The sequence below is a fragment of the Chryseobacterium mucoviscidosis genome, assembly GCF_002177115.1.
Taxonomy (GTDB): Bacteria; Bacteroidota; Bacteroidia; order Flavobacteriales; family Weeksellaceae; genus Chryseobacterium; species Chryseobacterium mucoviscidosis.
In genome coordinates this window covers 221,618-248,600 of sequence record NZ_MVAG01000114.1, presented here as the reverse complement: position 1 = coordinate 248,600, position 26,983 = coordinate 221,618, and the positions used below count along the sequence as shown (strand labels likewise).

The following is a 26,983-nucleotide window of genomic DNA, read 5'->3' as shown; positions in this document are numbered from 1 at the left end:
AAGATAATGATGCTTGAAAAAAAAAAGCTAGTAAGAAATATAGCTTCTTTGGGAATTATTCAGATAGTTAATTATATATTTCCATTGATCACTGTGCCATATGTATCCAGGATAATTGGCCCGGACGGATATGGAATTATCAACTATGCGATGGCATTTATTGGATATTTCACGCTTCTTATTGCTTATGGTTTTGATTTAACTGCTACCAGAAGGATATCACAGAATTCTAATAATAAAGAATATATTAACGAAATTGTCTCTGAAGTATTTACATCAAGAATAATTTTATATGCAGTATCCTGCATTTTATTTGCCATTTCCCTTTATTTTTTTACTCCTATACAAAAAGATCTTTCAGTTGCGGTAATACTATTTATAGGCTGTATATCTACAGTAATTTCTCCTCAATATATCTTTCAGGGATTACAGGAACTGGAAATTTTCGCTAAGCTTAATTTTGTTAAGGGACTTATAAATACAGCATTAGTTTTTATTTTGATTAAGCATAGTTCAGATTATTATTGGATTCCTCTGCTCTCAACAATTTTTTTGATATCGACGAATGTATTTCTTTTTCTGTACGCTATCAGAAAATTTCAAATTAAGTATAGATTGGTATCTTTCAGAAAATCATTCAAACTTATTTTTGATGAAAGAATGATCTTCTTTTCCACCATTGTGATTAGTCTATATACTTCTACCAATACTGTAGTTTTAGGTTTTTTTGCTGATATTAAAGAAGTTGGTTACTATACAACAAGCCAGAATTTCCTTAATATAGTTAATTCAATGCTTATGATTCCAATTTCTACAGCACTTTATCCTTTTATTGGAAAAGCATTCTCTATATCAAGAGATCATGGAATAACTCTGATAAAAAAAATTGTTCCAATAGTTTTTTATCTTACTTTTTTTGCATCTGTTGCACTTCTTTTATTTGCGCCATTTTTGGTTAGGCTTATTTATGGGCATCAATTTGATAATTCTATTAATGTTTTAAAAATTATCTCTTTTATACCATTTATCGTTGGTCTTTCAAATATTTTCGGCATACAGCTTATGTTAAATTTAGGTTTGGATAAAATGTTCTTCAGAACAACTTTCATAGCGAGTATTGCAGGTCTTATACTGAATATATTTATGAGTAAATATTGGGGATACATAGGAACAGCCTGGAATTGTGTAATTATAGAGTGCCTAGTAACCTTTTTAATGTATCTTGCATTGAAAAAAGAAAAAATAGGTATTTTTAAAGCGGATTATTTCAGCCCAAAACAAATTTTCTTGACATTAAAAAATAGAAACGAATAATAAAATGAAAAAATATCTAATCATTGGATCTGGATTTTCCGGAGCTGTTATTGCAGAACAATTAAGTAAGAATCCAGAAAATCATATCACTGTAATAGATGAGCGGGATCATATAGGAGGAAACTGTTATACGGAAAGAGATTCGGAAACCAATGTAATGGTACATAAATACGGCCCACATATTTTTAATACAGACAATATAGAAGTTTGGGATTACATCCAGAATTTTTGCGAAATGGTTCCTTTTGTAAATCGTGTAAAATCAATTTATAAAGGTAATGTTTATTCTATGCCTATTAATCTTCATACCATAAACCAGTTTTTTAATAAAACCATGCGTCCGGATGAGGCAAAAATATTTATAGAATCTATTGCAAAAAAAGATATTGAAGAGCCTCAAAATTTTGAAGAGCAAGCCATGAAGTTTATCGGAGAAGATCTTTATAAAGCTTTCTTTTATGGTTATACAAAAAAACAGTGGGGATGTGAACCAACAGAATTACCGGCAAGTATTCTCAAAAGATTACCTGTAAGATTTAATTATAATGATAATTATTATGCAAATCCTTATCAGGGAATTCCAAGGGAAGGATACACTGCAATTTTTGAGAAAATGCTTTCGGCCAGTAATATTGAAGTTAAACTTAATACGAAGTTTGATGCTTCATGGGATCTTTCAGAATATGAAAAAGTTTTCTATTCCGGACCTATAGATGCTTTTTTTGATTATAAATACGGAAGACTTTCATATAGAACCGTTTATTTTGAAAGAGCTGTAGCAGAAGGAGATTATCAGGGTAATCCTGTCATAAATTATGCAGATCCTGAAGTTCTATTTACAAGAGTGCATGAGCATAAACATTTTACTCCTTGGGAAGAACATGAGAATACAACTTATTTCAAAGAATTCAGTAAAGAAACTGAGGAAGCAGACATTCCTTATTATCCTAAGAGATTAACGGAGGATATGGAAAAACTTGCATTGTATGAAGAAGAAGTTAAAAAGATGGATAAAATTTATTTTGTTGGAAGATTAGCAACCTACAGATATATGGATATGCATCATGTAATAGGTGAAGCTTTAGACTTAATAAAAAAATTAAAATAATGAAAGTTCTTCAGATCTGTACAGGTTTTGATATTTCTTTTAATGGAGGTATAACAAACTATGTAAGAAATATTTCCAGTACAATGGCAGATAACGGCTTGGATGTAACAGTACTGTATTCGGAAGATAATAAAGAAGAGAAAAAATATAATTTTAAAACTCTTCATATTGATCCAAAATTAAGACCCTTTCATTTAAGCAGTGTTATTACTAATGAAGATATAAACGTTGTGGAAAAAATTGTGAAAGATCTTTCTCCAGATATTATTCATGTTCATATGATGATTGATCTTCCTTTAAAGGTTTTGGAAGTTTTAAAAAAACATGCGAAGGTTATTATTTCTCTTCATGATTATTCTTATGTATGCAATAGAATTATCCTGCTGGATAAAGATGGAAAATTGTGTACAAATAGTAAAGAAAATTTAAAATGTAATTCTTGTATTTCATACGAAGAAACACTTGATCAGAAATATATTGGGGGAGGGATAAGAAAAGGTCTGAAACTACTTAAAGTAAAAAAGATAGCTAATTCCAGCGGTCATCATGAAAGGTTTTTAGAAGGTAGAAAATTATTCAGAAATGTTGATGCACTGATTGCTGTTTCCCACAGAGTTAAAGAGATTTATCAGGAAAATGGATATGAAAATGATTTATTTGTAGTAAACCACATAGGTAATTATACTGCTGATGAAAGTTTCAGAAAAAATTTCACAACAAGAGAGAAAAAAGAAAACAACCAAAAAATTAAATTTGGTTTTATTGGTAATTTACACTTTCATAAAGGAGCCGATCTGTTTTTAAAGTTAGCAGAAAATAGCAATCATGAATTTCATATTTATGGTGGAATAGAGGATTATGTATTAGAAAAAATACAGACAATGCCTCACGTATTTTATCACGGCAGATATCAGCACAGTGATTTAGTAGATATTTTAAAGAAAATTGATGTAGGTTTAGTATTATCCATCTGGGAAGATAATGCCCCTCAGGTTGTATTTGAATTTTTGAATGCAGGTATTCCTATAGTTGGTACCAAGATGGGAGGTATTCCTGATTTTGTTACCAACAATAATGGTTTTCTTTTTGAGCCCAATGAGGATGGAATTAACTCTGCTTTACAGCTAATGAATTCTGACGATGTATATAATTTATATAACAGAGTTATTAATAATATTAAAGGTACAAAAACGGCATCAGAGCATATGGATGAACTTATGAATATCTATAAACAAATTGTATGATAGTATTTCTCAAGTTAATAAATGCATTACGAATTGAATTCTTTAACTGGATTTCATTAAAAATAGCTTCTGTTCTTTGGCGGCTGAATAATAAACATAATTACACCGCACTTGGTAATAATATTAAAGATATTAATAAAATAAAGGTTGGAAAATACACCTATGGTAAAATAAATTTTCAATCTTTTGAGAATCCTAATGAGAAATTATCAATAGGCAATTTCGTGAGTATTGCTTCTGATGTAGTTTTTATTCTGGGAGGGAATCATCAGGTAGACACATTTACTACTTTTCCGCTGAAAACTATTTTTGATGAATTAAGTCCTTTGCAGGATGCCACAACAAGAGGAGAAATAGTAATAGAAGATGAAGTTTGGATCGGCACAAATGTAATTGTAATGTCTGGAGTTACAATCGGAAAAGGAGCAATAGTTGCTGCAGGAAGTGTTGTCACTAAAAATGTGGCACCTTTTTCAGTTGTAGGTGGAAATCCTGCAAAATTTATTAAATGGAGAATTCCTGAAGAACTCATAGCGTCTAGAACGAATGTCAACCTAATAGACTTTAATATAGATTTTATTAAACAGAATATGGATACTTTTTATAAAAAGATAGACCAACAAGTTTTAGAAAAAATAAAGAGTAAAAATTGATATGCAAGTCTCTATAATCATTGTAAATTATAATACGAAAGATATAACGGAGAATTGTATAGCATCTATTATATCTCAAACAAAGGACGTAGAATATGAAATTATCTTAGTGGATAATGCATCTGCAGATGGATCAAAAGAATATTTTGAAAACAGAAAAGAGATCTGTTATATTTATTCTAATGAGAATTTGGGTTTTGGAAGAGCTAATAATTTGGGGGCTGAAAAAGCCAAGGGAGAACTTCTTTTTTTATTGAACTCAGATACTATCTTAATTGAAAATTCCATAAAAAAAATGTGTGATTTCTTTTATGAAAATGAGAATAAATTAAAAATAGGAGTCTTAGGCTGTAAATTGATTGATGAAAAACATCATATAATGCATTCTGGTGGATATTTTCCGACACCTTTCAGCGAATATCTTTTAATGTTTTCTTCTTATTTCAAATTTAAAAATGCTGAATTTATTATTGATGAGAGCAAAGAATACCAGATGATTGAAAAAGTAACAGGAGCCGATATGTTGCTAAGAAAGACCCTTTTTGACTCGGTTTCCGGCTTTAGTCCTCTATTTTTTATGTATTTCGAAGAGACGGATATGCAAAAGAGAATTTCAAAACGTAAATGTAAAAATTATATTTACAATAATACTTCGATCATACATTTAGAAGGTGCTAGTTTTAATAAGGTAATTGCCAATTCAAAAAGAGTTATAGTACAAAGAAGTAAAAATTTGTATTTTAGGAGGAACTTCAGCAGTTATATTTTATATGTTTTTGTAGACGTATTTTTTAATTTGATAAGATTATTTAATTCAAATTATACTAGGCATGAAAACATGATCTTTATAAAAGAAAATATAAAATCTTATTTTTCTAATAAGCGTGTTGCCAATAGTAAATATTAATAAATTTTTACAATCTTAAAGTGATAAAATTCAAATTAAGCAAAACAAACTTTATACTGTTAAATATATTTATTTTTCTGATCATCATAGTCAGATCTATATATCTCTATGAAGTAGTGAAAAATAGAGAGGTTTTTTTTGAATTAATTATTGCTTTTTTTAGCAGTATCCTTTCACTGTTTCCATTTACCTTATCATGGTATAAGTTTGGAAGACCGAGACTGACGGACTGGGTTAAATTTTCAACATTCCTATACTTGATCTTAAATTATTATCTCGTTTCAGATAAATTTTACTTGAAGGATGTAGGGATTTATGGAGAAGTTTACGTAAATATTTCATATATATATGATACTTTGGTCGTCATATTTGTTGGGCTTCTTACAATAAACATTATTGATTTACTTTTTTTAGTTATTAATTTTAAAAATGTGAAGAATACGGCAAGTTTGAAGTTGGATAGTACCTATGTCTTGAGAAATGAGAAAATATTCATTTATTTGTCTATTATTTCTATGATTTTATCCTATTTCTTATTGTTAACAGGTTTGATTGGGTACGGAGCCGACGGAGAGGCAGCATCCGGTTCTTATTCATTCTTAATTCAGATCATCAATTATTTCTCTCCTCTTTTTTATTTTACGTATGTTATTATAAAATTCATGTCGGGCAATAATTCAAAATTATTTACGAATAGCTTTAAGTTGTATAATATACTTTATATAATTTTTGGTTTGTTTGCAGGGATGAAAGGAATATTAATTTTCGGGATAGTATTATTTTTAATACCATTTTTAGCCTCAGGAAGAGGTATTCCTCTTAAGGTAATTATACCGTTAGCTTTATTTTTAATTATTTTATATCCTTTTAATAGTAATTATCGTGAAGCTTTAACAAAAACTGATTCTAAAATAGTTGCATTGCAAATTGCTGTGGTAAAAACTGTAAATATTGACTTTTCAGGAAGTTTGAATGAAAATACAAACAGTTACTCAGACAGGATATCCATGTTTTCTTATTTATTATTTTCAATTGAAAAAGAAAAAGATTGGAATTTTTATAAAAATATGGAGCGTTTTGTCTATTTGCCTGTAAGTATGGTTCCCAGAATTATTATACCTTCAAAGCCTGCCGAAGAAAATGGAGCACATCTTCAACAAATGATTGTAAGGGGAGTTAGAAATTCGCCTACACCAACCGTATATGGATGGGCATATCTGGAAGGTGGGGTAATTTTTGTTTTTTTACATATTGCTATTCTTTCTATTGTATTAAACATCATCCAGTTTCTTCCATTTAAGGGCAGTATGTTTTATTTCATATTTTACTCTCAGGTTTTGATAAAAAGTATTATCATAGAGCAGGATGTGTATTTCTTTATTGCCACTTTATTTCAAATGATTTTTGTATACTATTTCTTTTCAAAAATCTTTTTCAAAAAAGTTATTGGTAAATAATTATCTTAAAAACGATGATGATAATTATTTTATTTTTATTGATCTTATTATTTACAATAATCGAGCACCAGAGAAAAAATAATTTTCATCAGGCATTTTTTATATTTTCTCTTTTTTATATTGTTTTACTGGAATCCATTAAGTTCGATTCCGGAATGGACTTTTGGAATACCTATAATCATTACCAGTTTTTTAAGTTAGATGACACCAGATATCGGTATGAATTTTTTTACAAATATTTAGTATATTTTTTCAGGAATATTCTGAATTTCAGCTATTCGTTTTTTTTGTTTTTTTATTATTCTGTCATTTATAGCTTATATTATTTTTCTTTAAATAAAATTACTAAATATCCAATAACTGGATTATTACTTGTATTTGCCTGTACAATTGGACTTTTTGGGAGTAACCGACAGCTTTTAGCAATTGCAATTGGTTTTTTTGCATATATTTATTTTTTAAAGGAAAAGAAAATATCATATCTGGTTTTTATTTTAATTGCTACTTTTTTTCACTATTCTGCATTTATTTATGTTTTTTTGCTTTTTTTAGATAGAAAAATAAACGATAAAATTTGGATTTTTACCCTGTTTGCTTTATTGTTATTTAATATTACGGGTCTTAATTTTACAATTTTTAATTTTGTAATTAGTAATTTTGCTCCTGAAAAAATATCATATATTATTAAAGGATATAATATAGGCTTTGCAAAAATGCAATCAAATTATTATATGTTTGTACTTGGTACTATAAGAAGAGGTTTACCAATATTTCTTATGATTCGGTATAAAAATTTTTTACAACATAAATCTTATTATCAATTATTATTAAATGCCCTATTTTTTTCATTGGCTTCCTATGTATTCTTTTTTGGAAAGTTAGAGTACATGAGTTCCAGAGTTTCGGTGTATTTTATAATATTAGAAGTTATTTTATATGTTTGGCTTATTCCGGTTATGAATAAAATAGGTAAGAAAAATCTTTATTTAATTTTTTTACTTTTGTTTGCAGGTTTAGAATTTACAAAATATGTATTTTCAGATCCAACTCCTTTTATTCCTTTTAAAACTTTATTTTTTTCTTTTTAAAATCATATGAAAGTTACTTTTTTTCTTAGATTCCCAAATCCAAAATTCTTGAGTATAGCAAAACTATTTTCCGTACTCAATGCCGAAATGATTAATAGAGGTATAGATACGAAAAATATTTATGAGGTAGATCCAAATTTTTCATTTTTCGGATTTATTAGAACTAATCTTTATTTTAGAAAAAATCAAAATGAGATAAACCATATTACGGGAGCTATACATTGGTCTGTATTTTTGTTAAAAAGAAAAAATACAGTTCTTACTATACACGATGCCGGAAATATTTCAGAACTCAGAGGAATAAAAAAATATCTTTTTAAACTTCTTTGGTTTTACTTACCGTTGAAAAAATTAAAATATATTACAGTAATTTCTGAAAAATCAAAAAAAGAATTAGTAGAACTGTTTCCATGGGCTGAAAATAAAATAACAGTAATACCCAATTGTCTTACCATACCCTATCAGGATTTTGTAAAACCTGTCAATTCAAAGCCAGTAATTCTAGCATATGGATTCTATCCTAAAAAAAACCTATACAGAGTTTTACAGGCTATCGTTGGCATTGATGTTAAAATAATTATTATTGGCTCATTATCTTCCGAAGTAATGAAATTTTTACAAGAAAATGATATTGACTATATTAATTATGAAATAGCAACTGAAGATGAATTAATTGATGCTTATAAAATTTCTGATATATTATGCTTTCCTTCATTGTATGAAGGTTTCGGATTGCCAATATTAGAAGGGCAAGCGATGAAGTGTTGTGTTATAACGTCTGATATGAGCCCTATGAAAGAAGTCGCTGGAGATGGAGCAATTCTTGTCAATCCAAACTCAACCGAAGAAATAAGAAAAGCCATTAACGACATAATTTCTGATCAGGAGTTAAGAAATAAATTATTAAAATTAGGACATCAAAATGTAATAAAGTATTTTCCGGAAATAATTGCCGAACAATACATTAATTATTATAAAATGATTTTAGACAAGAAATAATGATTCTTAATTAAAGTCTAAACGTATTAAAAATAAAATATTTAGTAAGTGTAGAAGATAAGATAATGTTAAATTTTGTTTTTTAATATTTTAGAAGAAGGTGATTTTTATAAGTAGTAATGTCTGGAGCTAAATTAGGATATCAATTCTTAGTTCTAAATCTCATTCGATAAATATAAAAGGGAAAGGATAAGTTATTTTATTATGATAGAAATAGAAGCAGGATATGTGCAGATTCAACTATTTTGCTGGAGATAAAATTTTACAGAACACAAATATTTATTGTAAATCCTTTTATGTACCTGCAAAATTTATTAAACATGTTAAATAATGAAAATCTTTAAACAAAAATAGCAGTAAAATGAAAGCAGTTTTCTTAATTATTGACTATGTTCCTCATCAGGAAAATACAATAAAAAAATTAGTTGAAAAAACAAACGGTAAAGTTTTAGCATTTCACGTTGCTCTTTTTGATAAAACTATTCCTGAAATAAAAAATTTTGAAACACATCAATATAATCAGTTTACCAAAGAAGACATTTTAAAAAAAATAAAAGACTTTCAACCGGATTTTATTGTTACCGCCGGTTGGATGATTAAAGAGTTTATTTGGATTTGTAAACAGATTACAAAAGAAGGAAAAATACCTGTAGTTGCACAATCAGATACACCATGGTATGGAAAAATTACTCAAAAGATTAATAGTGCGATCAGTCCGTTTCACCTTTCAAAAGCTTTCACTCATTTATGGGTTGCCGGTTATTATCAATACGAATATGCACGAAAGTTAGGCTTCGATAATAACAAAATACTTCTCAATTCATTAAGTGCCAATGTCGAACTTTTCAATAGAGTCAATATTGAAGAAAAAAAGAAGAGTTATCCTAAAAATTTACTGTTTATCGGTAGATTCTCAGAAGAAAAAGGAATAAAAGAATTGTTAAACGCCTGGAAAGATATTCAGGATAAAAAACAATGGAACTTAGTTCTTGTAGGCAGAGGAGATATGAAAGACGAAATTAGCAAGCATAATGATATCATAGTAAAAGATTATATGAGTCAGGAAAATTTATTGCTTGAAATGCAAAATTCCGGAGCTTTTATTTTACCATCTACTTTTGAACCGTGGGCATTAGTCATACACGAAGCAGCTTCAGCGGGTTTACCTATCATTTGTACGGATGTTTGCGGTGCATCTCCTCATTTCGTAATTAATAATTATAATGGGTATAAGGTAAAACCTGATACAGCTTTATTAAAAAATGCTATAGAAAAGCTCATCAGTAAAACAGATGAAGAACTTCTCAATTTTTCTTACAATAGCAGAACTTTGGGTAATTCTATAACCCACGACACATCAATCGCTAATTTATTACAGGTAATTTCATGATACTTATAGATGCATTATATATAAACAATGGCGGAGGAAAAGTGCTTTTGGATTACTTAATCCAAGAGTTAAATAAACTGGATATTGAGATCTTTTATCTCTTTGATAAAAGAATTGAGAATACATATTATCCTGTTAACCCCAAAAGCCAAAAGTGTTTTTTAGAATCAAGTTTTACCAAAAGAAAACAATTTTATTTAGAAAATAAAGATAAATTTTCAAAAATCCTTTGTTTTGGAAATCTACCTCCAAACATAAAAATAAAAAATGCTACCGTCTATACTTATTTTCATCAGCCTTTATTCTTAGAGATCCCCAAGAATATGCCTCTGAAAGACCGTATAAAATTCTGGATTAAAACTAAAATTTTAAATTCAATTAAAAAGAATACAGATTTCTGGCTTGTTCAATCTGAACTGATTCAGTCTGGCTTTAAGAATAAGTATAAGATAGACGGTGAAAAAGTTCTTTTGATGCCCTTTTATCCACCATTTAAAAATAGTAATGAAACGGTTGAAAGAAAAGAAAATACATACATCTATGTAAGTAATGCATCCATTCATAAGAATCATGTAAAATTAATTGATGCTTTTTGTCTTTTTTACGATACTTATAAAAAGGGTAGTCTTACAGTTACGGTTTCTGAGGAATTTAACGAAGTACTTAATTTGGTAAAAGACAAACAGAACTTAGGGTATCCAATTAAAAATTTAGGATTTATCAAACGTGATGATCTTAAAAAGATCTATGAGTCTCATGAGTACCTTATTTTTCCTTCATTTGCAGAAAGCTTTGGTTTAGGCTTAGTGGAAGCTATAGAAAACGGCTGTAAGATTATTGGTGCAGATTTACCTTATACCTATGCAGTCTGCAAACCAAGTCTGGTCTTTAATCCTTTGGAAGTAGATTCTATTACTGAAGCATTATCACTATCTTTGCAAAAAAATACAATAAACTCAGAGTCTAAAGTAAAGAATGAAATCAACACATTAATTTCTTTACTTCATTAAAAATATAAATTATGGAAATACAGAATAAAGTCCTTCTTATCACAGGTGGAACAGGTTCATTCGGAACCGCTGTTTTAAGAAAATTCATCAATACAGACCACTTCAGAGAAATCCGTATTTTTTCCCGTGACGAGAAAAAGCAGGATGATATGAGAAACCAGTTTAGAAGCGATAAACTGAAATTCTATATCGGGGATGTAAGAGATTACAGAAGTGTAGAACCTGCAATGAGAGGAGTAGACTATGTATTTCATGCCGCAGCTTTAAAGCAGGTACCTTCCTGCGAATTTTTCCCGATGCAGGCTGTAAAAACCAATGTGGAAGGAACTCAAAACGTAATCGATGCCGCTGCAAAAAACAATGTGAAAAAAGTAATCTGTCTAAGTACTGACAAAGCAGCATATCCTATCAATGCAATGGGAATTTCCAAAGCAATGATGGAAAAAGTAGCAGTTGCCGCATCACGTAATCTGGAAAATACAACGGTTTGCCTTACCAGATATGGAAACGTAATGGCTTCCAGAGGATCGGTAATTCCGTTATTTGTAAAACAGATTAAAAATGGCGAATCCATCACCATTACAGATCCGAGTATGACAAGATTCTTAATGTCGTTAGAGGAAGCGGTAGATTTGGTTCTTTTTGCTTTCGAACACGGAAACTCAGGAGACCTTTTCGTTAATAAAGCGCCTGCAGGAACTATCGGAGATCTTGCTCAGGCTTTGAAAGAAATGTTTAAAGCCGATAATCCGGTAAAAGTAATCGGAACAAGACACGGTGAAAAACTCTACGAAACCCTTTGTACGCGTGAGGAAATGCTGAAAGCAGAAGATATGGGAGAATTTTACAGAATTCCTGCCGATAACAGAGATCTTAATTACGCACAATATTTTTCAGAAGGGGTAGAAGATATTTCCAAAATAGAAGATTATCACTCTCATAATACAAAACAGGAAGATGTTGAAGGAATGAAAAAGCTGTTATTAAAACTTCCTTTAATCAGAAAAGAGGTTTTAGGAGAAGATATAATGCAATATCCTGATTAATTTTTTATTATGGTGATTCCTGCAATTATAGAAGGAGGAAAATATTCTGACGAAAGAGGCAATTTGTTTTTTAACAATAACTTTGATGTTTCGGCAATTAAAAGAATATACTGTATCGAAAATAAAGATACAGATTTTATAAGAGGCTGGACAGGTCACAAAACTGAACAGCGATGGTTCTCTGCATTACAGGGAATCTTTATCATAAGATTAATAAAAATTGATCATTGGGAAACACCCTCAAAAAATTCAGAAATTTTAGAATTTGAACTTCATGCAGATCAGTTGGATATTCTTCATATTCCTGAAGGATATGCAAGTGCCATTCAATCCAAAGTGGAAGGATCAAAATTATTGGTAATGGCAGATTATGCTTTGGGAGAAATAGAAGATGATTATCGATTTTCTATTGATTACTTTAAAAATTTATAACAATGAAAAAAGTAGGAATTACCGGACAAAACGGCTTCGTTGGTTCGCATTTATATAACACTTTGGGCTTACAGCCTGAAAAATTTGAAAGAATTTCTTTCGAAAGAGATTTTTTCGACTCTCCTGAAAGACTGGACGACTTTGTGAAGCAATGTGATGTCATTGTACATCTTGCAGCGATGAATCGTCATCCCGATCCTGAAGTAATCTTCAATAATAATGTAGAGCTTGTTAAAAAACTGACAGACTCTTTACAGAGAACAGGATCAAAAGCACACGTTCTTTTCTCTTCATCTTCTCAGGAAGAAAAGGATAATCTGTACGGTAAATCTAAAAAAGAAGGCAGAGAACTATTTGCAGACTGGGCAAAAAATAACGGAGGCAAATTTACGGGAATGATTATTCCGAACGTTTTCGGACCTTTTGGAAAACCGAATTACAATTCTTTCATCGCAACGTTTTGTCATAAACTTACCCACGGCGAAAATCCTGTGATTGATAATGATGGAGAAGTAAAACTGATCTATGTTGGAGAACTTATTCAGGAAATCATCAACCAGATTGAAGTTGCAGAAACCAACGAATTATACGATGTTCCTCATACATCCGTAAATAAAGTTTCTGAAGTTTTAGCTAAACTTGAAAATTACAAAAAACTTTATTTTGATAGCGGAGAAATTCCGGTGTTGGAAACGAAATTCGATCTTAATCTTTTCAATACATTCCGTTGCTATTTTGCTATTAAAGATCATTATCCCGTAAAATTTACACAGCACACCGATCCGAGAGGAGCTTTTGTGGAAGTAATTCGTTTAGGAATCGGTGGACAGTGTTCTTTTTCCACTACCGTTCCGGGAATTACCAGAGGAAACCATTTTCATACAAGAAAAATCGAAAGATTTGCGGTAATTAAAGGCAAAGCTCTTATTCAATTAAGAAAAATAGACAGCGATGAGGTTCTGGATTTTTATTTAGACGGAAACGAACCCGCTTATGTAGATATGCCGATTTGGTATACCCACAATATTAAAAACATCGGAGAAGAAGAACTGTACACTATTTTCTGGATCAATGAACCCTTTAATCCCGAAGATTCAGATACCTATTTTGTAGAAGTTTAATAATATTTAATTATAAACTTCACGGGCTTCTCCAATAAACAGACATTAAAAAATTATCTTTGCAAAGGCAAAAAAAATACAATGAAAAAACTAAAAGTAATGACGGTTGTAGGAACACGACCGGAAATCATTAGACTATCAAGAGTATTATCAGCTTTGGATGCTTCCGAAGCCGTTGAACATATTATCGTCCATACAGGTCAAAACTACGATTACGAGCTGAACCAGATCTTTTTTGAAGATCTTGGACTTCGCAAACCGGATTATTTTCTGGAAGCAGCAGGTAAAACGGCAACAGAAACAGTGGGGAATATTTTAATTAAAATAGATCCTCTTCTGGAAGAATTGCAGCCTGAAGCATTTTTGGTTTTAGGAGATACCAATTCTTGTCTTTGTGCCATTCCTGCCAAGAAAAGACAGATTCCGATTTTCCATATGGAAGCAGGAAACAGATGTTTCGATCAGCGGGTTCCGGAAGAAACCAACAGAAAAATTGTAGATCATACGTCGGATATCAATTTAACGTATTCAGATATCGCAAGAGAGTATCTTTTAAGAGAAGGGCTTCCTGCGGACAGAATCATCAAAACGGGTTCTCCTATGTTTGAAGTGTTGAATCATTATCTTCCTCAGATTGAAAGTTCGGATGTTTTAAGCCGTCTGAATTTAGAAGAAGGAAAATACTTTGTGGTATCATCCCACAGAGAAGAAAATATTAATTCTGAGAAAAACTTCAACGGACTAATAGAAAGTTTAAATGCCATTGCAGAAAAATTTGGCTATCCGATCATTGTTTCCACACATCCGAGAACCAGAAATATGATCGATAAAAAGCAGGTTGAGGTAAGACCGGAAATTCAGTTTTTAAAACCGCTTGGATTCCATGATTATAATGCGTTACAGATGAGAAGTTATGCGGTTTTATCAGATTCAGGAACTATTTCAGAGGAATCTTCCATTTTAAATTTCCGTGCTTTAAATATCAGAGATGCACACGAAAGACCGGAAGCAATGGAAGAAGCATCTGTAATGATGGTGGGTTTATCTCCGGAAAGAATCTTGCAGGGATTAACGCAGCTTCAGCAGCAGAAAGTAGGAACAGAAAGAAATTACAGACAGGTTTCAGATTATTCTATGCCGAATGTTTCAGAGAAAATGGTAAGAATTATTCTGAGTTATACGGATTACGTTAACAGAGTTGTTTGGAGCAAAAAATAATGAAAAATCTCTGGATCGCAACTGAACTTTTTTATCCTGAAGAAACTTCAACTTCTTTTATTCTCACAAAAATAGCAAACAGACTTTCGGAAAAGTATGATGTAAAAGTTGTTTGCGGAGATCCTGTGTATGACAAGCAAAACAAAAGCAGTCATTTTAGTCTGGATTCCCGCGTAAATGTTCACAGAATAAAAGGGTGGGGCGGAAACAAAAACAGTCTGTTGAGCAGATCTCTAAGATTTGTTTTTCTGTCTCTTTCTATCTTTTTCTATCTTTGGAAAAACGTTAAAAAGGGAGAAAAGGTTTTTATGGTTACGAATCCGGCGCCTTTAATTCTGCTTGTTTCAATCCTTAAAAGATTAAAAAAAATTGAATTAATTATTCTGGTTCATGATGTTTTTCCCGAAAATACCATCCCTGCCGGAATCATTAAATCTGAAAAGTCAGTATTATACAGAGTTCTCAGAAGTATTTTTGATAAAGCGTATTCAAAAGCTGATCTGCTGATTACATTAGGCAGAGATATGCAGAAAGTTATTGAAGCTAAAATCAGAAAATATAACCGCCATTCGAAAATTGAGATCATTGAAAACTGGGGAGATACAGAAGGTATTTATCCGCTCTTGAAAGAAGAAGTACTTAATGAGGATTCATCTTTAAAAGACAGGATCATTTTTCAGTATGCCGGAAATTTAGGAAGAGTTCAGGGATTAATTGAATTATTGCATATTATAAAAAAAGTGAAAAACGACCGATTGGCTTTTCATTTTGTAGGAGAAGGTGCTGTTAAAGACACCATGATAGAATATGTAAAAGAAAATCAACTGACCAATGTTTTCTTTGATGGGGCTTATTCAAGAGAAGATCAGCTTCAGATATTAAACAAGGCAGATGTATCTTTTGTAAGTTTAGCGCCTAAAATGTTCGGATTGGGAGTTCCTTCAAAAACGTACAATATTTTAGCTGCCGGAAAACCGGTTTTATATGTTGGAGAAAAAAACAGCGAAATAGATTTACTTTTAAGAGACGAGAATATTGGATATTCATTTCAGCATTTTGAAGAACAGAAAATTCTGGATTTTTTTAATTCTTTCGATGAAACGTCTGTTCAAGAATTAGAAATAATGAAACAAAAGGCAAGAAAAGTAGCAGAGGAAAAATTTTCAGAAGAGATTATACTGAATAAATTTTATAATATTATTTAAATGAAAGTGCTATTTACAGGAGCCAACGGTTTTTTGGGAAAAAATGTAATTCCTTTGCTTCAGAAGAAAAATTTTGAAGTAAAGACCTTTGGAACTTCCAATGCAGATTATATATTTAATATTACCGATGCCATAACTCCTTTTAAAGAAAAGTTTGATATTATTTTTCATGCTGCTGGTAAAGCGCATTCTGTTCCTAAAACTCAGGAAGAAGAAAGTGTATTTTACAAAGTAAATTTTGAAGGAACAAAAAACCTTTGTAATGCTTTGGAAGAAAATCTACCGGAATATTTTGTTTTTATAAGCACAGTGGCAGTTTATGGTAAAGATTTCGGTGAAAATATAACTGAAGATACGCCATTGGAAGGATACACGCCTTACGCTAAAAGCAAATTGATGGCAGAGGAATTTCTTACTAAATGGTGCAAAGAAAAGAATGTAAAACTGTTCATTCTCAGACCTTCTTTAATTGCAGGACCCAATCCTCCGGGTAATCTGGGAGATATGATTAAAGCGATTAAATCGGGAAAATATTTTAATATTGCAGGAGGAACAGCAAGAAAAAGTGTATTCTGGGTGGAAGATTTTGCTGAGATAACCGTTAAAATGCTGGGAAAAGAGGGTGGAATTTATAATGTTTGTGATGATGCAAATCCTGCTTTTAAAGAAATCTCTGAAAAAATATCAGCTAAATTAAACAAGAAATCTCCGAAAAGTATTCCTTTTTTTCTGGCTAAATCAATGGCTTTAATGGGTGACCTATTGGGAAATAAAGCTCCGATTAACTCTTTGAAATTGAAAAAAATAACAGATTCTCTTACATTTTCCAATGAAAAAATAAAGAGAGAATTAAATTATAATCCTTCAAACGTAATAGAAAAATTTCAACTGTAAACTATGGAATTTTTAATCGTAACAATTCTGCTTTTTATATCTATGCTCATCTATTTTAGAATAGCAGATAAATACAATATTATAGATAAGCCTAATCACAGAAGTGCACATACACAGATCACCTTGAGGGGAGGAGGAATTATTTTTCCTGTTGCTTTCATTATATTTTCTGCATTTAATTTTAATGAAGTCATAGAAAACTACTGGTCATTTGGTTTAGGATTACTGGCAATAAGTACGATCAGTTTTATAGATGATATTGTAACCCTTTCAAATAAAATAAGGCTGTCCGTTCATTTTATTTCTGTGGTTTTGCTACTGTATTTTACTGGAGCATTTAATTTAATGCCAATTTGGGTTTGGCCCGTATTGTTTATTCTGATTATTGGAACATTGAATGCTTATAACTTTATGGATGGCATCAACGGAATGACGGGTTTATACAGTTTAGTTGGCTTATCATCATTATTGTACATTAATGAAAAGGTAATTTCATTCACCGATGAAAATTTTATTCTTTATCCTGTTTTAACCTGCGTCGTTTTTCTGTTCTTTAACTTCAGAAAAAAAGCAAAATGTTTCGCGGGTGATGTAGGAAGTATGGCTATCGCTTTTTGGGTAATCGGTCTTATTACTTTACTGATTATGAAAACTCAGGACTATAAGTATATACTACTTCTTTCTGTATACGGAATCGAAGTAGTTCTTACCATAATAGAAAGATTGCTACTTAAAGAAAATATATTTGAGGCACACAGAAGACATTTATACCAGCTCTTTGCCAACGAAAAAAAGGTTTCTCATCTACTGATAAGTTTTGTTTATGCTTTGGTGCAGGCAATTATAAATTTATTTTTAATATATTCACACTGGGCAATCTGGATTATTATTCCTGTGATTTTCATTCCGATAGGCAGCATTTATCTTGCATTAAAATGGAGCCTTAAAAAACAATATAAATTATAATAATAACTGATTCAAGAAATATAAGTTATGAAAATAAAAGAAACCCCTTTAAAGGACTGTTATATTATAGAGCCTACAATTTTCGAAGACGACAGAGGATATTTTTTCGAAAAATTCAATGAAAAGAAATTCGAGGAACTTACCGGAATGAACGGTCATTTTGTTCAGGATAACATTTCTAAATCTTCTTACGGCGTTTTGAGAGGTCTTCATTTACAGAAAGGAGAACACGCACAGGCAAAACTGGTATCCTGTCTTGAGGGAAAAGTTTGGGATGTAGCCGTAGATCTTAGAGAAGATTCACCTACATTTGGAAAATGGTTTGGGATTGAGCTTACAGCGGAAAATAAAACACAACTTTATATTCCAAGAGGTTTTGGACATGGATTTTCTGTTTTAAGCGAAACTGCCGTTTTCTCATATAAATGCGATAATTTTTATAATAAAGAATCAGAAGGATGCGTAAAATACAACGATCCGGATCTGAATATCGACTGGAAAATTTCCGACAGTGAAGCTGTACTTTCTGAAAAAGATGAAAATGCAGCAAGCTTTAAAGAAAAGAATTTTTAAATATTATGAAAGCCACTTATTGAAGTGGTTTTTATTTTTTAATACAGACTCTTCAATATTTTGTATCTTTGCAAACTCAAAATCAAAAAGATGCGTACAAAATCTGTAGGGAAGAAAAAAATAAATGTAGTAACGTTGGGTTGTTCCAAAAATGTATATGATTCTGAAGTTTTAATGAGCCAGCTTAAAGCCAATGGCAAAGAAGTGGTACATGAAGACAAAGGAGACATCGTTGTAATTAATACCTGCGGATTTATAGACAATGCAAAAGAAGAATCAATCAACACGATTCTCGACTATGTTGAGGCAAAAAACAGGGGAGAGGTTGAGAAAGTTTTTGTAACAGGATGTCTTTCGGAAAGATATAAGCCGGATCTGGTAAGAGAAATTCCAGATGTAGACCAATATTTCGGGACGAGAGATCTTCCTGTTTTATTGAAGCATTTAGGGGCAGATTATAAACACGAATTGGTTGGGGAAAGACTTACGACCACTCCAAAGCATTACGCATACTTAAAAATTTCCGAAGGCTGCGACAGACCTTGTTCATTCTGTGCAATTCCTATCATGAGAGGAGGTCACGTTTCTACACCTATCGAAAAATTGGTTACGGAAGCCCAGAAATTAGCAAAAAAAGGAACAAAGGAACTGATTTTGATTGCTCAGGATCTTACCTATTATGGTCTGGATATTTATAAAAAACGTGCTCTTGGAGATCTTTTAAAAGAATTGGTGAAAGTAGAAGGAATTGAATGGATTCGTCTTCATTATGCCTTTCCGAGCGGATTTCCTGAAGATGTTCTGGATATCATCAGAGAAGAACCGAAAGTTTGCAACTATATAGATATTCCTCTTCAGCACATCAATTCAGATTTATTAAAATCAATGAAAAGAGGGACTACTCACGAAAAAACGGATGCCCTTCTTGGAAAATTCAGAGAAAAAGTTCCGGATATGGCAATCAGAACAACGCTTATCGTTGGTTATCCCGGAGAAACTCAGGAAATTTTCAATGAGCTGAAAGACTGGGTAAGAGAACAGAGATTTGACAGACTGGGTTGTTTTACTTATTCTCACGAAGAAAATACTGGAGCATATGTTCTGGAAGATGATGTTCCGCAGGAAGTGAAAGAAGCCAGAGTGGAAGAAATCATGGAAATCCAGTCTCAGATTTCATGGGAGAAAAATCAGGAGAAAATTGGCAATATATATAAATGTATATTCGACAGAAAAGAAGGAAATTATTTCATCGGAAGAACCGAATATGATTCTCCCGATGTAGACAATACAGTATTGGTTTCTGCTGAAAATACATACATTTCCATCGGTGATTTTGCAGAAGTAAAAATTACCTCTGCTGAGGAATTTGATCTGTATGGCGAATTAATTTAAAATTATTCCCAATTGTTTGATTTTTTAGTAAAAAAAATAGTATATTGTTTTCATTAATACAATGTTATTCAATGATTAATAAAAATTAACATTAATAAAACATTGCTTGCATAGAATTTAATTGTTTGATTTTCAATATTATTTTATTTTTGAAAATTAAAATGTTAAAACTTTTTTATGTATTGTTATGAAAATTAATTTTAAAAATATTAACTTTGCGAAATAAAGAGATTTTACATAACTATTGAGCTAAAAATTAGACTCTTGTGAAATGTGAAAATAATTTTTTGAAATTATATAATTAAAAATATTTATTTATATTAATGAATGCACAAATTGGGTATGGTATCCTGATTTAACAATGCATTCATTGGTTAAAATGTAATTTAAAATCTTTAAAAACTTATGAAAAAATTTTTATTAACAGCGACTATGTTAGTCGGATTTGTAGCGATCGCTCAGGCTCAGCAAGGAAGAGTGGGGATTAATACAACTACTCCCGCTGCGACTTTGGATGTTGTAGGTGCTCCTGCTGACCCAACTAAAGCAGATGCTTTATTAGTTCCTCGTATGACAGCTTCACAATTGGTAGCTAAAGACAACACTGTTAACAATTATGCAGCACCTCAGGATGGTGCAATTGTGTATGTTACCTCTGGTACAGGTTCAACAACTAGAACAACCAAAGTTACCGGAGCAGGTTTCTATTATTTTGATAACAGTGTTCCTGAATGGAAACCTTTTGTAAGTGCTGCTTCTGCTGCAATGACTGTAAGAGCTCAAACAGGTTCTACAATTTCTGATGCAGACTTAGGTAATGCAATTCTAGTAACTTCTAATACTAATTTTAATTTAGCCACTCTAACTAAAACTAATGGTAAAATGATTACTTTTATCGATGCTACTAATGGTGCAGGTTTTGGTATAAGCGGTGCGCATTCCACTGCTACTGTATCTCCTATTCAGTCTGGAGGGTCATTAGTGTATATTTGTGACGGTACTAACTGGTATAGCTATAGTGGATTCTAAAAATAGTATTTAAAAATAATTTAAAGACATATCATAATGAAACTAAAATTTACAACAATTATATTGGCATTCGCTGCTTTAACGAATACTGCATTTGCCCAAATTCGTTCCAATAACCCAATCAGTTCAACAATTGGTACGCAATCTGTTTTCTTAGATGCATCTGCTAACGGATTTACAACAACTACAAATATTGGAAAAGGTCTTACTTTTCCTAGAACTAATCTTACAACATTTACCTTTGTCACACAGACAACTGGAGCTTTAAACTTTCCTACTGCTTATGACGGTATGATTGTTTATAACTCCGCAACTGGTACCACTCCAGCAACTGGATCCGGGATTGGAAATCAATCTGTCACGCCTGGATACTACTATTTTTCTAATCCCACAGGTGGATCAGGAAATGCTTACGCAACATCTACAGGGCAGTGGTTACCATTAGGTCAAAATCCAAGAGTAAATTTTGCAACAACTGAAACTGTTACCAATACGCAAGTAGATGGAGCTCAGGTTTACGGTATTAAAGGTCAGTTTACGACTACAGGTACTTCTACTTCAGTTACAATTCCTGCTCCTTCCGGAATGACTTCTTTATATGGAATTACAATCTATAAGAAATCAGGAACTGGAAATAAAGTAGTTTATTCTAAAGAATTATATTCTTATGACGTTACTACAGGTGCTGCAATTACCGGTTCTCAAAGTATGTCTGTAGTATATCCGCAAGATACTTACGACTATGTATTAGAATATTTCAAATAATATTTGAATAATAACAAATAGACAATATTTAAAAACCAATGAGATTCCTCATTGGTTTTTTAGTTTATATAAAGTGCGTATATAGGTTATTTAGCAAGGATAATTTTATCTTATTTGATCTCCTTATGTATCCTATTTTAATGCTATAAATTTCCGTTTAGCTTTATACAGCAATTTTAATAAAATGGTTCGTAGACTAAAATCTGCAATAAATTTTTTCGTAAAAAATAAAATCATAAAATTCATTAACTTATTGATTAATAGAGAAATGTTTGTGTTAAAAATGTCTTAATCTGAATAATTTAGTTAAAATTGTTAACTTTTAACATTATTTTTTAACACTTTTTAACAATAGCATCTAAATCGCCTGTTCATAGGGAGTTAAGAAAAATATTAACATAAAATTTTATTTTCATTAACACTTGTTAACAAATAAAATAGGTGTATTAAAAGATTCCTTATAGATTTGCCCCAGTCAAAACCAATAAAATTTCAAAATGATGAAAAGATTCATTCTCGTAATCATAATGATGATTTCAACCCTTGGTATTTATTCTTTCAAAATGAATGCCATAGATGCGAAAAAAACAAGTTATGCATCGTACTACCACGATAAGTTTAACGGTAGAAAAACTGCAAGCGGAGAAATCTTTGATAATGCAAAGTTCACCGCAGCCAACAGAACGCTTCCATTTGGAACAAACATTAAGGTAACGAACCTTAACAATGGTAAAGAGGTAATAGTGAAAGTAAATGATAGAGGACCTTACCATTCATCAAGAGCTTTAGATATGTCTAAAGCAGCGTTCGATGAAATCGGAGATACCGACAGAGGTACAATTCCGGTGGAATATGAAATTGTCGACTAAAATTTATGATTTTAAATTTTAAAAAGCCAACTGATTCAGTTGGCTTTTTGCTTTCTTTTAAAGGCTTAATTCTACTAAGGCAGGACAATGATCAGAATGCACGGCTTCTTTCAAAATAACAGCTCTTGTGAGCTTATCTTTCAAACTGTAGGAAGTGAAATTATAATCCAGTCTCCATCCCTTATTTCTTTCCCTTGAATTCTGTCTGTAACTCCACCATGTATAATGGTCGGGTTCATTATTAAAAAACCTGAAACTGTCGATCAGTTCGCATTCGTTGATAAAATTCGTCATCCATTCTCTTTCCATCGGTAAAAAACCGGAAACATTTTGTAAACCTTTCGGATTATGAATATCTATTGCTTCATGACAGATATTAAAATCTCCTGAAATGATCAGATTCGGAATTTCCTTCTTTAAATTTTTAATGTACTCTAAAAAATCATGGCAGAACTGCATTTTAAAATCCAGTCGTTCAATATTTGAAGCAGAAGGAACATACACTGAAATGGCAGAAAATCCGTCAAAATCTGCACGGACGATTCTTCCCTCGTTATCATAGCTTTCAATACCGCAACCATATTCTACATGATTGGGCTTTATTTTAGACGCAATTCCGACGCCGCTGTAGCCTTTTCTCACTGCTGAATGCCAATAACTGTGATATCCCAGTTTTTCAAGACTTTCGATGTCGATTTGGTCGTTTCCTGCCTTACTTTCCTGAATGCAGATAATATCCGGATCCGCCGTTTTTAGCCAGCCTAAAAAATCTTTCGTAAAAGCAGCACGGATTCCGTTAACGTTATAAGTGATTAATTTCATAATTCAAAAGTATTAATAAAAAAGAAGCGGAAAAAATCAAAGATTTTTTCCGCTTCTCACAACCCCAAGTCAAACTATGAAAACTACTTGGGTTCTAAAATACTGAATGGAATGATACATTCTTCCAGAGAAATCCCTCCATGTTGATACGTTTCTTTATAATAATTCACAAAATGATTATAGTTCTTTGGATAAGCAAGGAAAATATTATTCTTTGCGAAAATATATTTAGAGCTTAAATTTCCTTTCGGTAAAAACAGCTTTTCAGGATTCGTAATTGCCCAAACATCGCTGTCATCATACGTTAAGCTTTTTCCGGTCTTATAACGGATATTCGTGGAAGTTTCTCTGTCTCCCACAACTTTGCTCGGTTTTTTAACGTAAACCGTTCCGTGATCCGTAGTAATCACCAGTTTGAAACCACTTTCAGCAGCTACTTTAATAATTTTCAATAAGGAAGAATTCTCAAACCAGTTTAATGTTAAAGATCTGAACGTCTTATCATCACGAATCAACTGATCGACAATATGATTATCTGTCTTTGCATGAGAAAGAATATCAATAAAATTATAAACAATTACCAACAGGTCATTGTTTTTGTGCTGATTAAAATCGTCATAAATCTTTCTTTCAAAATCAGCATTCAGAACTTTCAGATACTTCATGGATTTTGAGCTTAGACCAATTCTTTTCATCTGATCTTCCAGAAAATCGCGCTCAAATTCGTTTTTATTTCCTTCTTCATTATCGTTGAACCATTTATCAGGAAAACGTTTTTCAATCTCAGAAGGCATTAAACCCGCAAAAAAAGAATTTCTCGCATACTGAGTTGCAGTCGGAAGAATACTGTAATAATAATCCTCAGAAACCTTGTTGTAATATTTTGTAAACAAAGGCTCAATCATCTTCCATTGGTCATAACGAAGATTATCGACCATCAGAAGCAAAACTTTATCCTTTTCAATTTCAGGTTTCACTTTATCCTTGAAAAGCGTGTGGCTCATAATCGGCTTATCCGAATCGTGCAGCCAGTCTTCGTAATTCTTTTCAATAAATTTGGCAAACTGGATATTGGCTTCCTCTTTCTGTGACTGAAGAAGATCTGCAAACTCATTATCCGTTACTTTATCAAATTTAATTTCCCAGTTCAGGATTTTCTTATAATATTCCGCCCAATCCTGATACGTTCTCAAATAAGAAAGCTCCATGGAAAGATTTCTGAATTCCTGTTGATACTGCAAAATCGTCTTTTGCTCCACAAGATTATCCTCCTGAAGATTTTTCTTCAGCGAAAGTAAAATTTGGTTCGGATTCACCGGTTTCAGGATGTAATCTGCAATCTGTGATCCGATTGCTTCTTCCATAATATGCTCTTCCTCACTTTTTGTTACCATAACAATTTTCAGTGAGTTGTCTTTGTCCTTAATCATCGGAATGGCTTCCAGTCCCGAAATTCCGGGCATATTTTCATCAATCAGCGTTAATGCAAACTTCTCAGAATCCATAAGCTCAAGCGCTTCATTAACGTTGTTAACAGGAGTTACATGATATCCCTTTTTTTCAAGAAAAACGATGTGTGGTTTAAGTAGATCTATTTCATCATCTATCCATAATATCTTTTCCGACATAATTATTTTTTTACATGGTTATTGTATCAAATTGCTGACCAATTATTTCTAAAATCTGCCAAAATCCGCAGAGGTAAAGTTAAATATAAGTTAAATGAAATAACGCAATAATTACGTTTTTCTTTTATTTAATTTCCACTTTTTAAATATTCCAGAGCTCTTTCCATGATTTCGTCTTTTCCCTGCTGTATTCCTTTAACTGTAGGTCGTACGATAATGTCCGGAATAATGCCGATTCTCTGCGTTTCTTTTCCGTTCGGATAATACGCTCCCAAACCCGTAAAACAAGTTTTAAGACCGGCAATATTAAAGGAAATGACATCACCGTTTGCTCCCGAAGTGTACCCACCGATTACTTTTGCTTTCGGATGCTGCTTAAACATCATCACAGTAGTTTCAGCCTGACTTTGTGTCACCTCATTCACCAAAACGACCACATTTCCTTTATAATAATCCGGATTATTTCTTCCGATGTTGTTTTTGCGGCGGTAAAATTTGCTTAAATAATTGGTTTCTGGAAAAATAAATTCATAATAAATTTTATTTTCAGGAAGAAGCAACCTGCTTAAAGGCAAAATCGTCATATTCGGATAATTTCGGGAGTCGAAAATGATTGATTCTGTATTTTTCATATTTTCGAACATATCATTCAGATCAGATCTTTTGATTAATCCCATGTTCACATAACCCATCTTTTTTTCATCATCGAGAAACTTCCATTTTTCAGGAACAGGAGGATTTTCGCGAATGATTTCTTTCTGAAAATACGTTTTTACTTTTAAAACTAAATTAATTCCGTCCCTTTCAATTTTAAGCTCCAAAGAATCCTTATTAGTATACAGAAAAAGATATTTCGATTTGTTGATTTTTCCCCATGAATTAGAAGCCGGAAGATATTTCCCAAATAAATTAATTTTCTGCGGAATCGTTAATCCTTCAACATCGTAGATCACATCACCAATTTTGAGCGGATTTTCTTCATTAAAAATAGTCGGATATATTTTTGTTACAACTAGCTTTCCTTCCGCATAAGAATACTGTACCGGAACATTTTTTCTTCCATATTGGTTTATACTATTCAGCTTTGAAAATAAAAAAGCGTGCGAATCATCCGTTTTGGTCACAAGTTCCGCTAAACTTAAATGATAGTTTTCATCATTGTCAACTGCAAGAAATTTTGGAATCATTTCCCGTAAAACATCATTCCAGTTTTGATCGGTTTTGTATTTGTACGCAAAAAAATATTCCACATAATTCCAGTATCTGAACAATTCCAAAAGAGCAATTTGTTTTGAAGTAAATTTCGAGCCGTAAGAATTTTCATTCCTGAAATAAACCTTTCTTCCGTTTAACCCGAAATAATAATTTTCACCGATATTCCTGTTATTCTCAATAAATTTCAACTTTTGGCTTACATTTTCAGAAAAAAATTGCCGATCATCCATCCATCCGGGATCAAAATTTTTTAAGAAATAAACTTTATCGTTATCATTTACACAATTTTTACAATCTTCTACTTTTCCGAGACTTTCAATCCAGTTAGCATAAAATTCATTCAATTGATCTTTATTGTTAATATTTTCAAGTTCATCAATTTTCTGAAATAACTGCTGATCCCAGTTAAACTGTCCTTTCGCCACATTCGGATGATAATACTTTAAAAATCCCCAGACTTTGCATAACGATTCAAGCTTTTGGTTTTCCGATAAAGTCTGCGCCGAAAAATGTAAGTTTAAAAATAAGATAATGAAAAGGGAGAATTTTCTCATGAAAAGGTTATTCAGTCAAAGATAGTTTTTAAACACAAACAGCACAACTATTTATTCAAAGAAGATTTTATCCAGCCTTTGCTG

At 31.7% G+C, this 26,983-nt stretch carries 24 protein-coding genes and 1 pseudogene; 22 read left to right on the top strand and 3 right to left on the bottom strand.

Annotation, left to right across the window (positions count from 1 at the left end; all coding sequences use genetic code 11):
* Positions 1-6: 6 nt before the first annotated feature.
* The 22 genes and pseudogenes from B0E34_RS10770 (at position 7) to B0E34_RS10665 (ending at position 22,680) form a co-directional block, all read left to right on the top strand.
* On the top strand, positions 7-1,314 hold the full coding sequence (locus tag B0E34_RS10770; protein ID WP_087709351.1) for a flippase: 1,308 nt from the start codon (positions 7-9) through the stop codon (positions 1,312-1,314).
* 4 nt (positions 1,315-1,318) lie between these two features.
* Positions 1,319-2,422 carry a UDP-galactopyranose mutase gene (gene glf / locus B0E34_RS10765; RefSeq protein WP_087709349.1) on the top strand — a complete coding sequence of 368 codons (1,104 nt, stop codon included), beginning with the start codon at positions 1,319-1,321 and terminating at the stop codon, positions 2,420-2,422.
* A complete protein-coding gene (locus tag B0E34_RS10760) occupies positions 2,422-3,666 on the top strand; it encodes a glycosyltransferase (protein WP_087709347.1) in 1,245 nt (414 codons plus the stop codon). The genes glf and B0E34_RS10760 overlap by 1 nt, the downstream gene beginning before the upstream one ends.
* Positions 3,667-4,037: 371 nt before the next feature.
* Positions 4,038-4,167 (top strand): annotated as a pseudogene (locus B0E34_RS22525) (acyltransferase); the annotation flags it as partial.
* Between the two features lie 153 nt (positions 4,168-4,320).
* The gene (locus B0E34_RS10750) at positions 4,321-5,226 is read left to right on the top strand and encodes a glycosyltransferase family 2 protein (RefSeq protein WP_087709343.1); all 906 of its coding nucleotides are present in this window, start codon (positions 4,321-4,323) and stop codon (positions 5,224-5,226) included.
* A gap of 296 nt (positions 5,227-5,522) precedes the next feature.
* Entirely contained in the window at positions 5,523-6,683 is a 1,161-nt protein-coding gene (locus tag B0E34_RS10745; protein WP_123956604.1) for an oligosaccharide repeat unit polymerase, read from the top strand.
* A 14-nt stretch (positions 6,684-6,697) separates the two neighbouring features.
* Positions 6,698-7,771 (top strand): EpsG family protein, encoded by a 1,074-nt coding sequence (locus tag B0E34_RS10740; RefSeq protein WP_087709339.1) that lies wholly within the window; start codon positions 6,698-6,700, stop codon positions 7,769-7,771.
* Positions 7,772-7,819: 48 nt separating this feature from the next.
* Positions 7,820-8,770 (top strand): glycosyltransferase family 4 protein, encoded by a 951-nt coding sequence (locus B0E34_RS10735; protein ID WP_165762974.1) that lies wholly within the window; start codon positions 7,820-7,822, stop codon positions 8,768-8,770.
* Positions 8,771-9,131: 361 nt separating this feature from the next.
* Positions 9,132-10,160, top strand: coding sequence for a glycosyltransferase (locus B0E34_RS10730; RefSeq protein WP_087709336.1), 1,029 nt, complete (start codon positions 9,132-9,134; stop codon positions 10,158-10,160).
* A complete protein-coding gene (locus B0E34_RS10725; RefSeq protein WP_087709322.1) occupies positions 10,157-11,170 on the top strand; it encodes a glycosyltransferase in 1,014 nt (337 codons plus the stop codon). Before B0E34_RS10730 ends, B0E34_RS10725 begins: the two co-directional genes overlap by 4 nt.
* Positions 11,171-11,181: 11 nt before the next feature.
* Entirely contained in the window at positions 11,182-12,216 is a 1,035-nt protein-coding gene (locus B0E34_RS10720) for a polysaccharide biosynthesis protein (protein ID WP_087709320.1), read from the top strand.
* A gap of 9 nt (positions 12,217-12,225) precedes the next feature.
* Positions 12,226-12,648 carry a WxcM-like domain-containing protein gene (locus tag B0E34_RS10715; RefSeq protein ID WP_087709318.1) on the top strand — a complete coding sequence of 141 codons (423 nt, stop codon included), beginning with the start codon at positions 12,226-12,228 and terminating at the stop codon, positions 12,646-12,648.
* Positions 12,649-12,650: 2 nt separating this feature from the next.
* The gene (locus B0E34_RS10710; RefSeq protein WP_087709316.1) at positions 12,651-13,769 is read left to right on the top strand and encodes a polysaccharide biosynthesis C-terminal domain-containing protein; all 1,119 of its coding nucleotides are present in this window, start codon (positions 12,651-12,653) and stop codon (positions 13,767-13,769) included.
* Between the two features lie 81 nt (positions 13,770-13,850).
* Entirely contained in the window at positions 13,851-14,987 is a 1,137-nt protein-coding gene (gene wecB / locus B0E34_RS10705) for a non-hydrolyzing UDP-N-acetylglucosamine 2-epimerase (protein WP_087709315.1), read from the top strand.
* Positions 14,987-16,192 carry a glycosyltransferase family 4 protein gene (locus B0E34_RS10700; RefSeq protein WP_087709313.1) on the top strand — a complete coding sequence of 402 codons (1,206 nt, stop codon included), beginning with the start codon at positions 14,987-14,989 and terminating at the stop codon, positions 16,190-16,192. Before wecB ends, B0E34_RS10700 begins: the two co-directional genes overlap by 1 nt.
* Entirely contained in the window at positions 16,193-17,086 is an 894-nt protein-coding gene (locus B0E34_RS10695) for an NAD-dependent epimerase/dehydratase family protein (RefSeq protein WP_087709311.1), read from the top strand.
* Positions 17,087-17,089: 3 nt separating this feature from the next.
* A complete protein-coding gene (locus tag B0E34_RS10690) occupies positions 17,090-18,052 on the top strand; it encodes an MraY family glycosyltransferase (RefSeq protein WP_087709309.1) in 963 nt (320 codons plus the stop codon).
* Positions 18,053-18,079: 27 nt separating this feature from the next.
* Positions 18,080-18,625 carry a dTDP-4-dehydrorhamnose 3,5-epimerase gene (gene rfbC, locus B0E34_RS10685; protein WP_087709307.1) on the top strand — a complete coding sequence of 182 codons (546 nt, stop codon included), beginning with the start codon at positions 18,080-18,082 and terminating at the stop codon, positions 18,623-18,625.
* Between the two features lie 90 nt (positions 18,626-18,715).
* On the top strand, positions 18,716-20,017 hold the full coding sequence (gene rimO, locus B0E34_RS10680; RefSeq protein WP_087709306.1) for a 30S ribosomal protein S12 methylthiotransferase RimO: 1,302 nt from the start codon (positions 18,716-18,718) through the stop codon (positions 20,015-20,017).
* 405 nt (positions 20,018-20,422) lie between these two features.
* Positions 20,423-21,046, top strand: coding sequence for a phage tail-like protein (locus B0E34_RS10675; protein ID WP_087709304.1), 624 nt, complete (start codon positions 20,423-20,425; stop codon positions 21,044-21,046).
* A gap of 36 nt (positions 21,047-21,082) precedes the next feature.
* A complete protein-coding gene (locus B0E34_RS10670; protein WP_087709302.1) occupies positions 21,083-21,811 on the top strand; it encodes a hypothetical protein in 729 nt (242 codons plus the stop codon).
* A gap of 497 nt (positions 21,812-22,308) precedes the next feature.
* Positions 22,309-22,680 carry a septal ring lytic transglycosylase RlpA family protein gene (locus tag B0E34_RS10665; RefSeq protein ID WP_087709300.1) on the top strand — a complete coding sequence of 124 codons (372 nt, stop codon included), beginning with the start codon at positions 22,309-22,311 and terminating at the stop codon, positions 22,678-22,680.
* Positions 22,681-22,737: 57 nt separating this feature from the next.
* Here the strand turns inward: B0E34_RS10665 and B0E34_RS10660 are convergent, their stop codons facing one another.
* From B0E34_RS10660 to B0E34_RS10650, 3 genes are all read right to left on the bottom strand, one after another.
* Positions 22,738-23,502, bottom strand: a complete 765-nt coding sequence (locus B0E34_RS10660) for an exodeoxyribonuclease III (protein WP_087709298.1) — start codon at positions 23,500-23,502, stop codon at positions 22,738-22,740.
* An 83-nt stretch (positions 23,503-23,585) separates the two neighbouring features.
* Positions 23,586-25,130: a T9SS response regulator signal transducer PorX gene (gene porX, locus B0E34_RS10655; RefSeq protein WP_087709296.1), complete on the bottom strand. Its 1,545-nt coding sequence runs from the start codon at positions 25,128-25,130 to the stop codon at positions 23,586-23,588.
* A gap of 128 nt (positions 25,131-25,258) precedes the next feature.
* Positions 25,259-26,899, bottom strand: coding sequence for a S41 family peptidase (locus tag B0E34_RS10650; protein WP_087709294.1), 1,641 nt, complete (start codon positions 26,897-26,899; stop codon positions 25,259-25,261).
* Between the last annotated feature and the right edge of the window lie 84 nt (positions 26,900-26,983).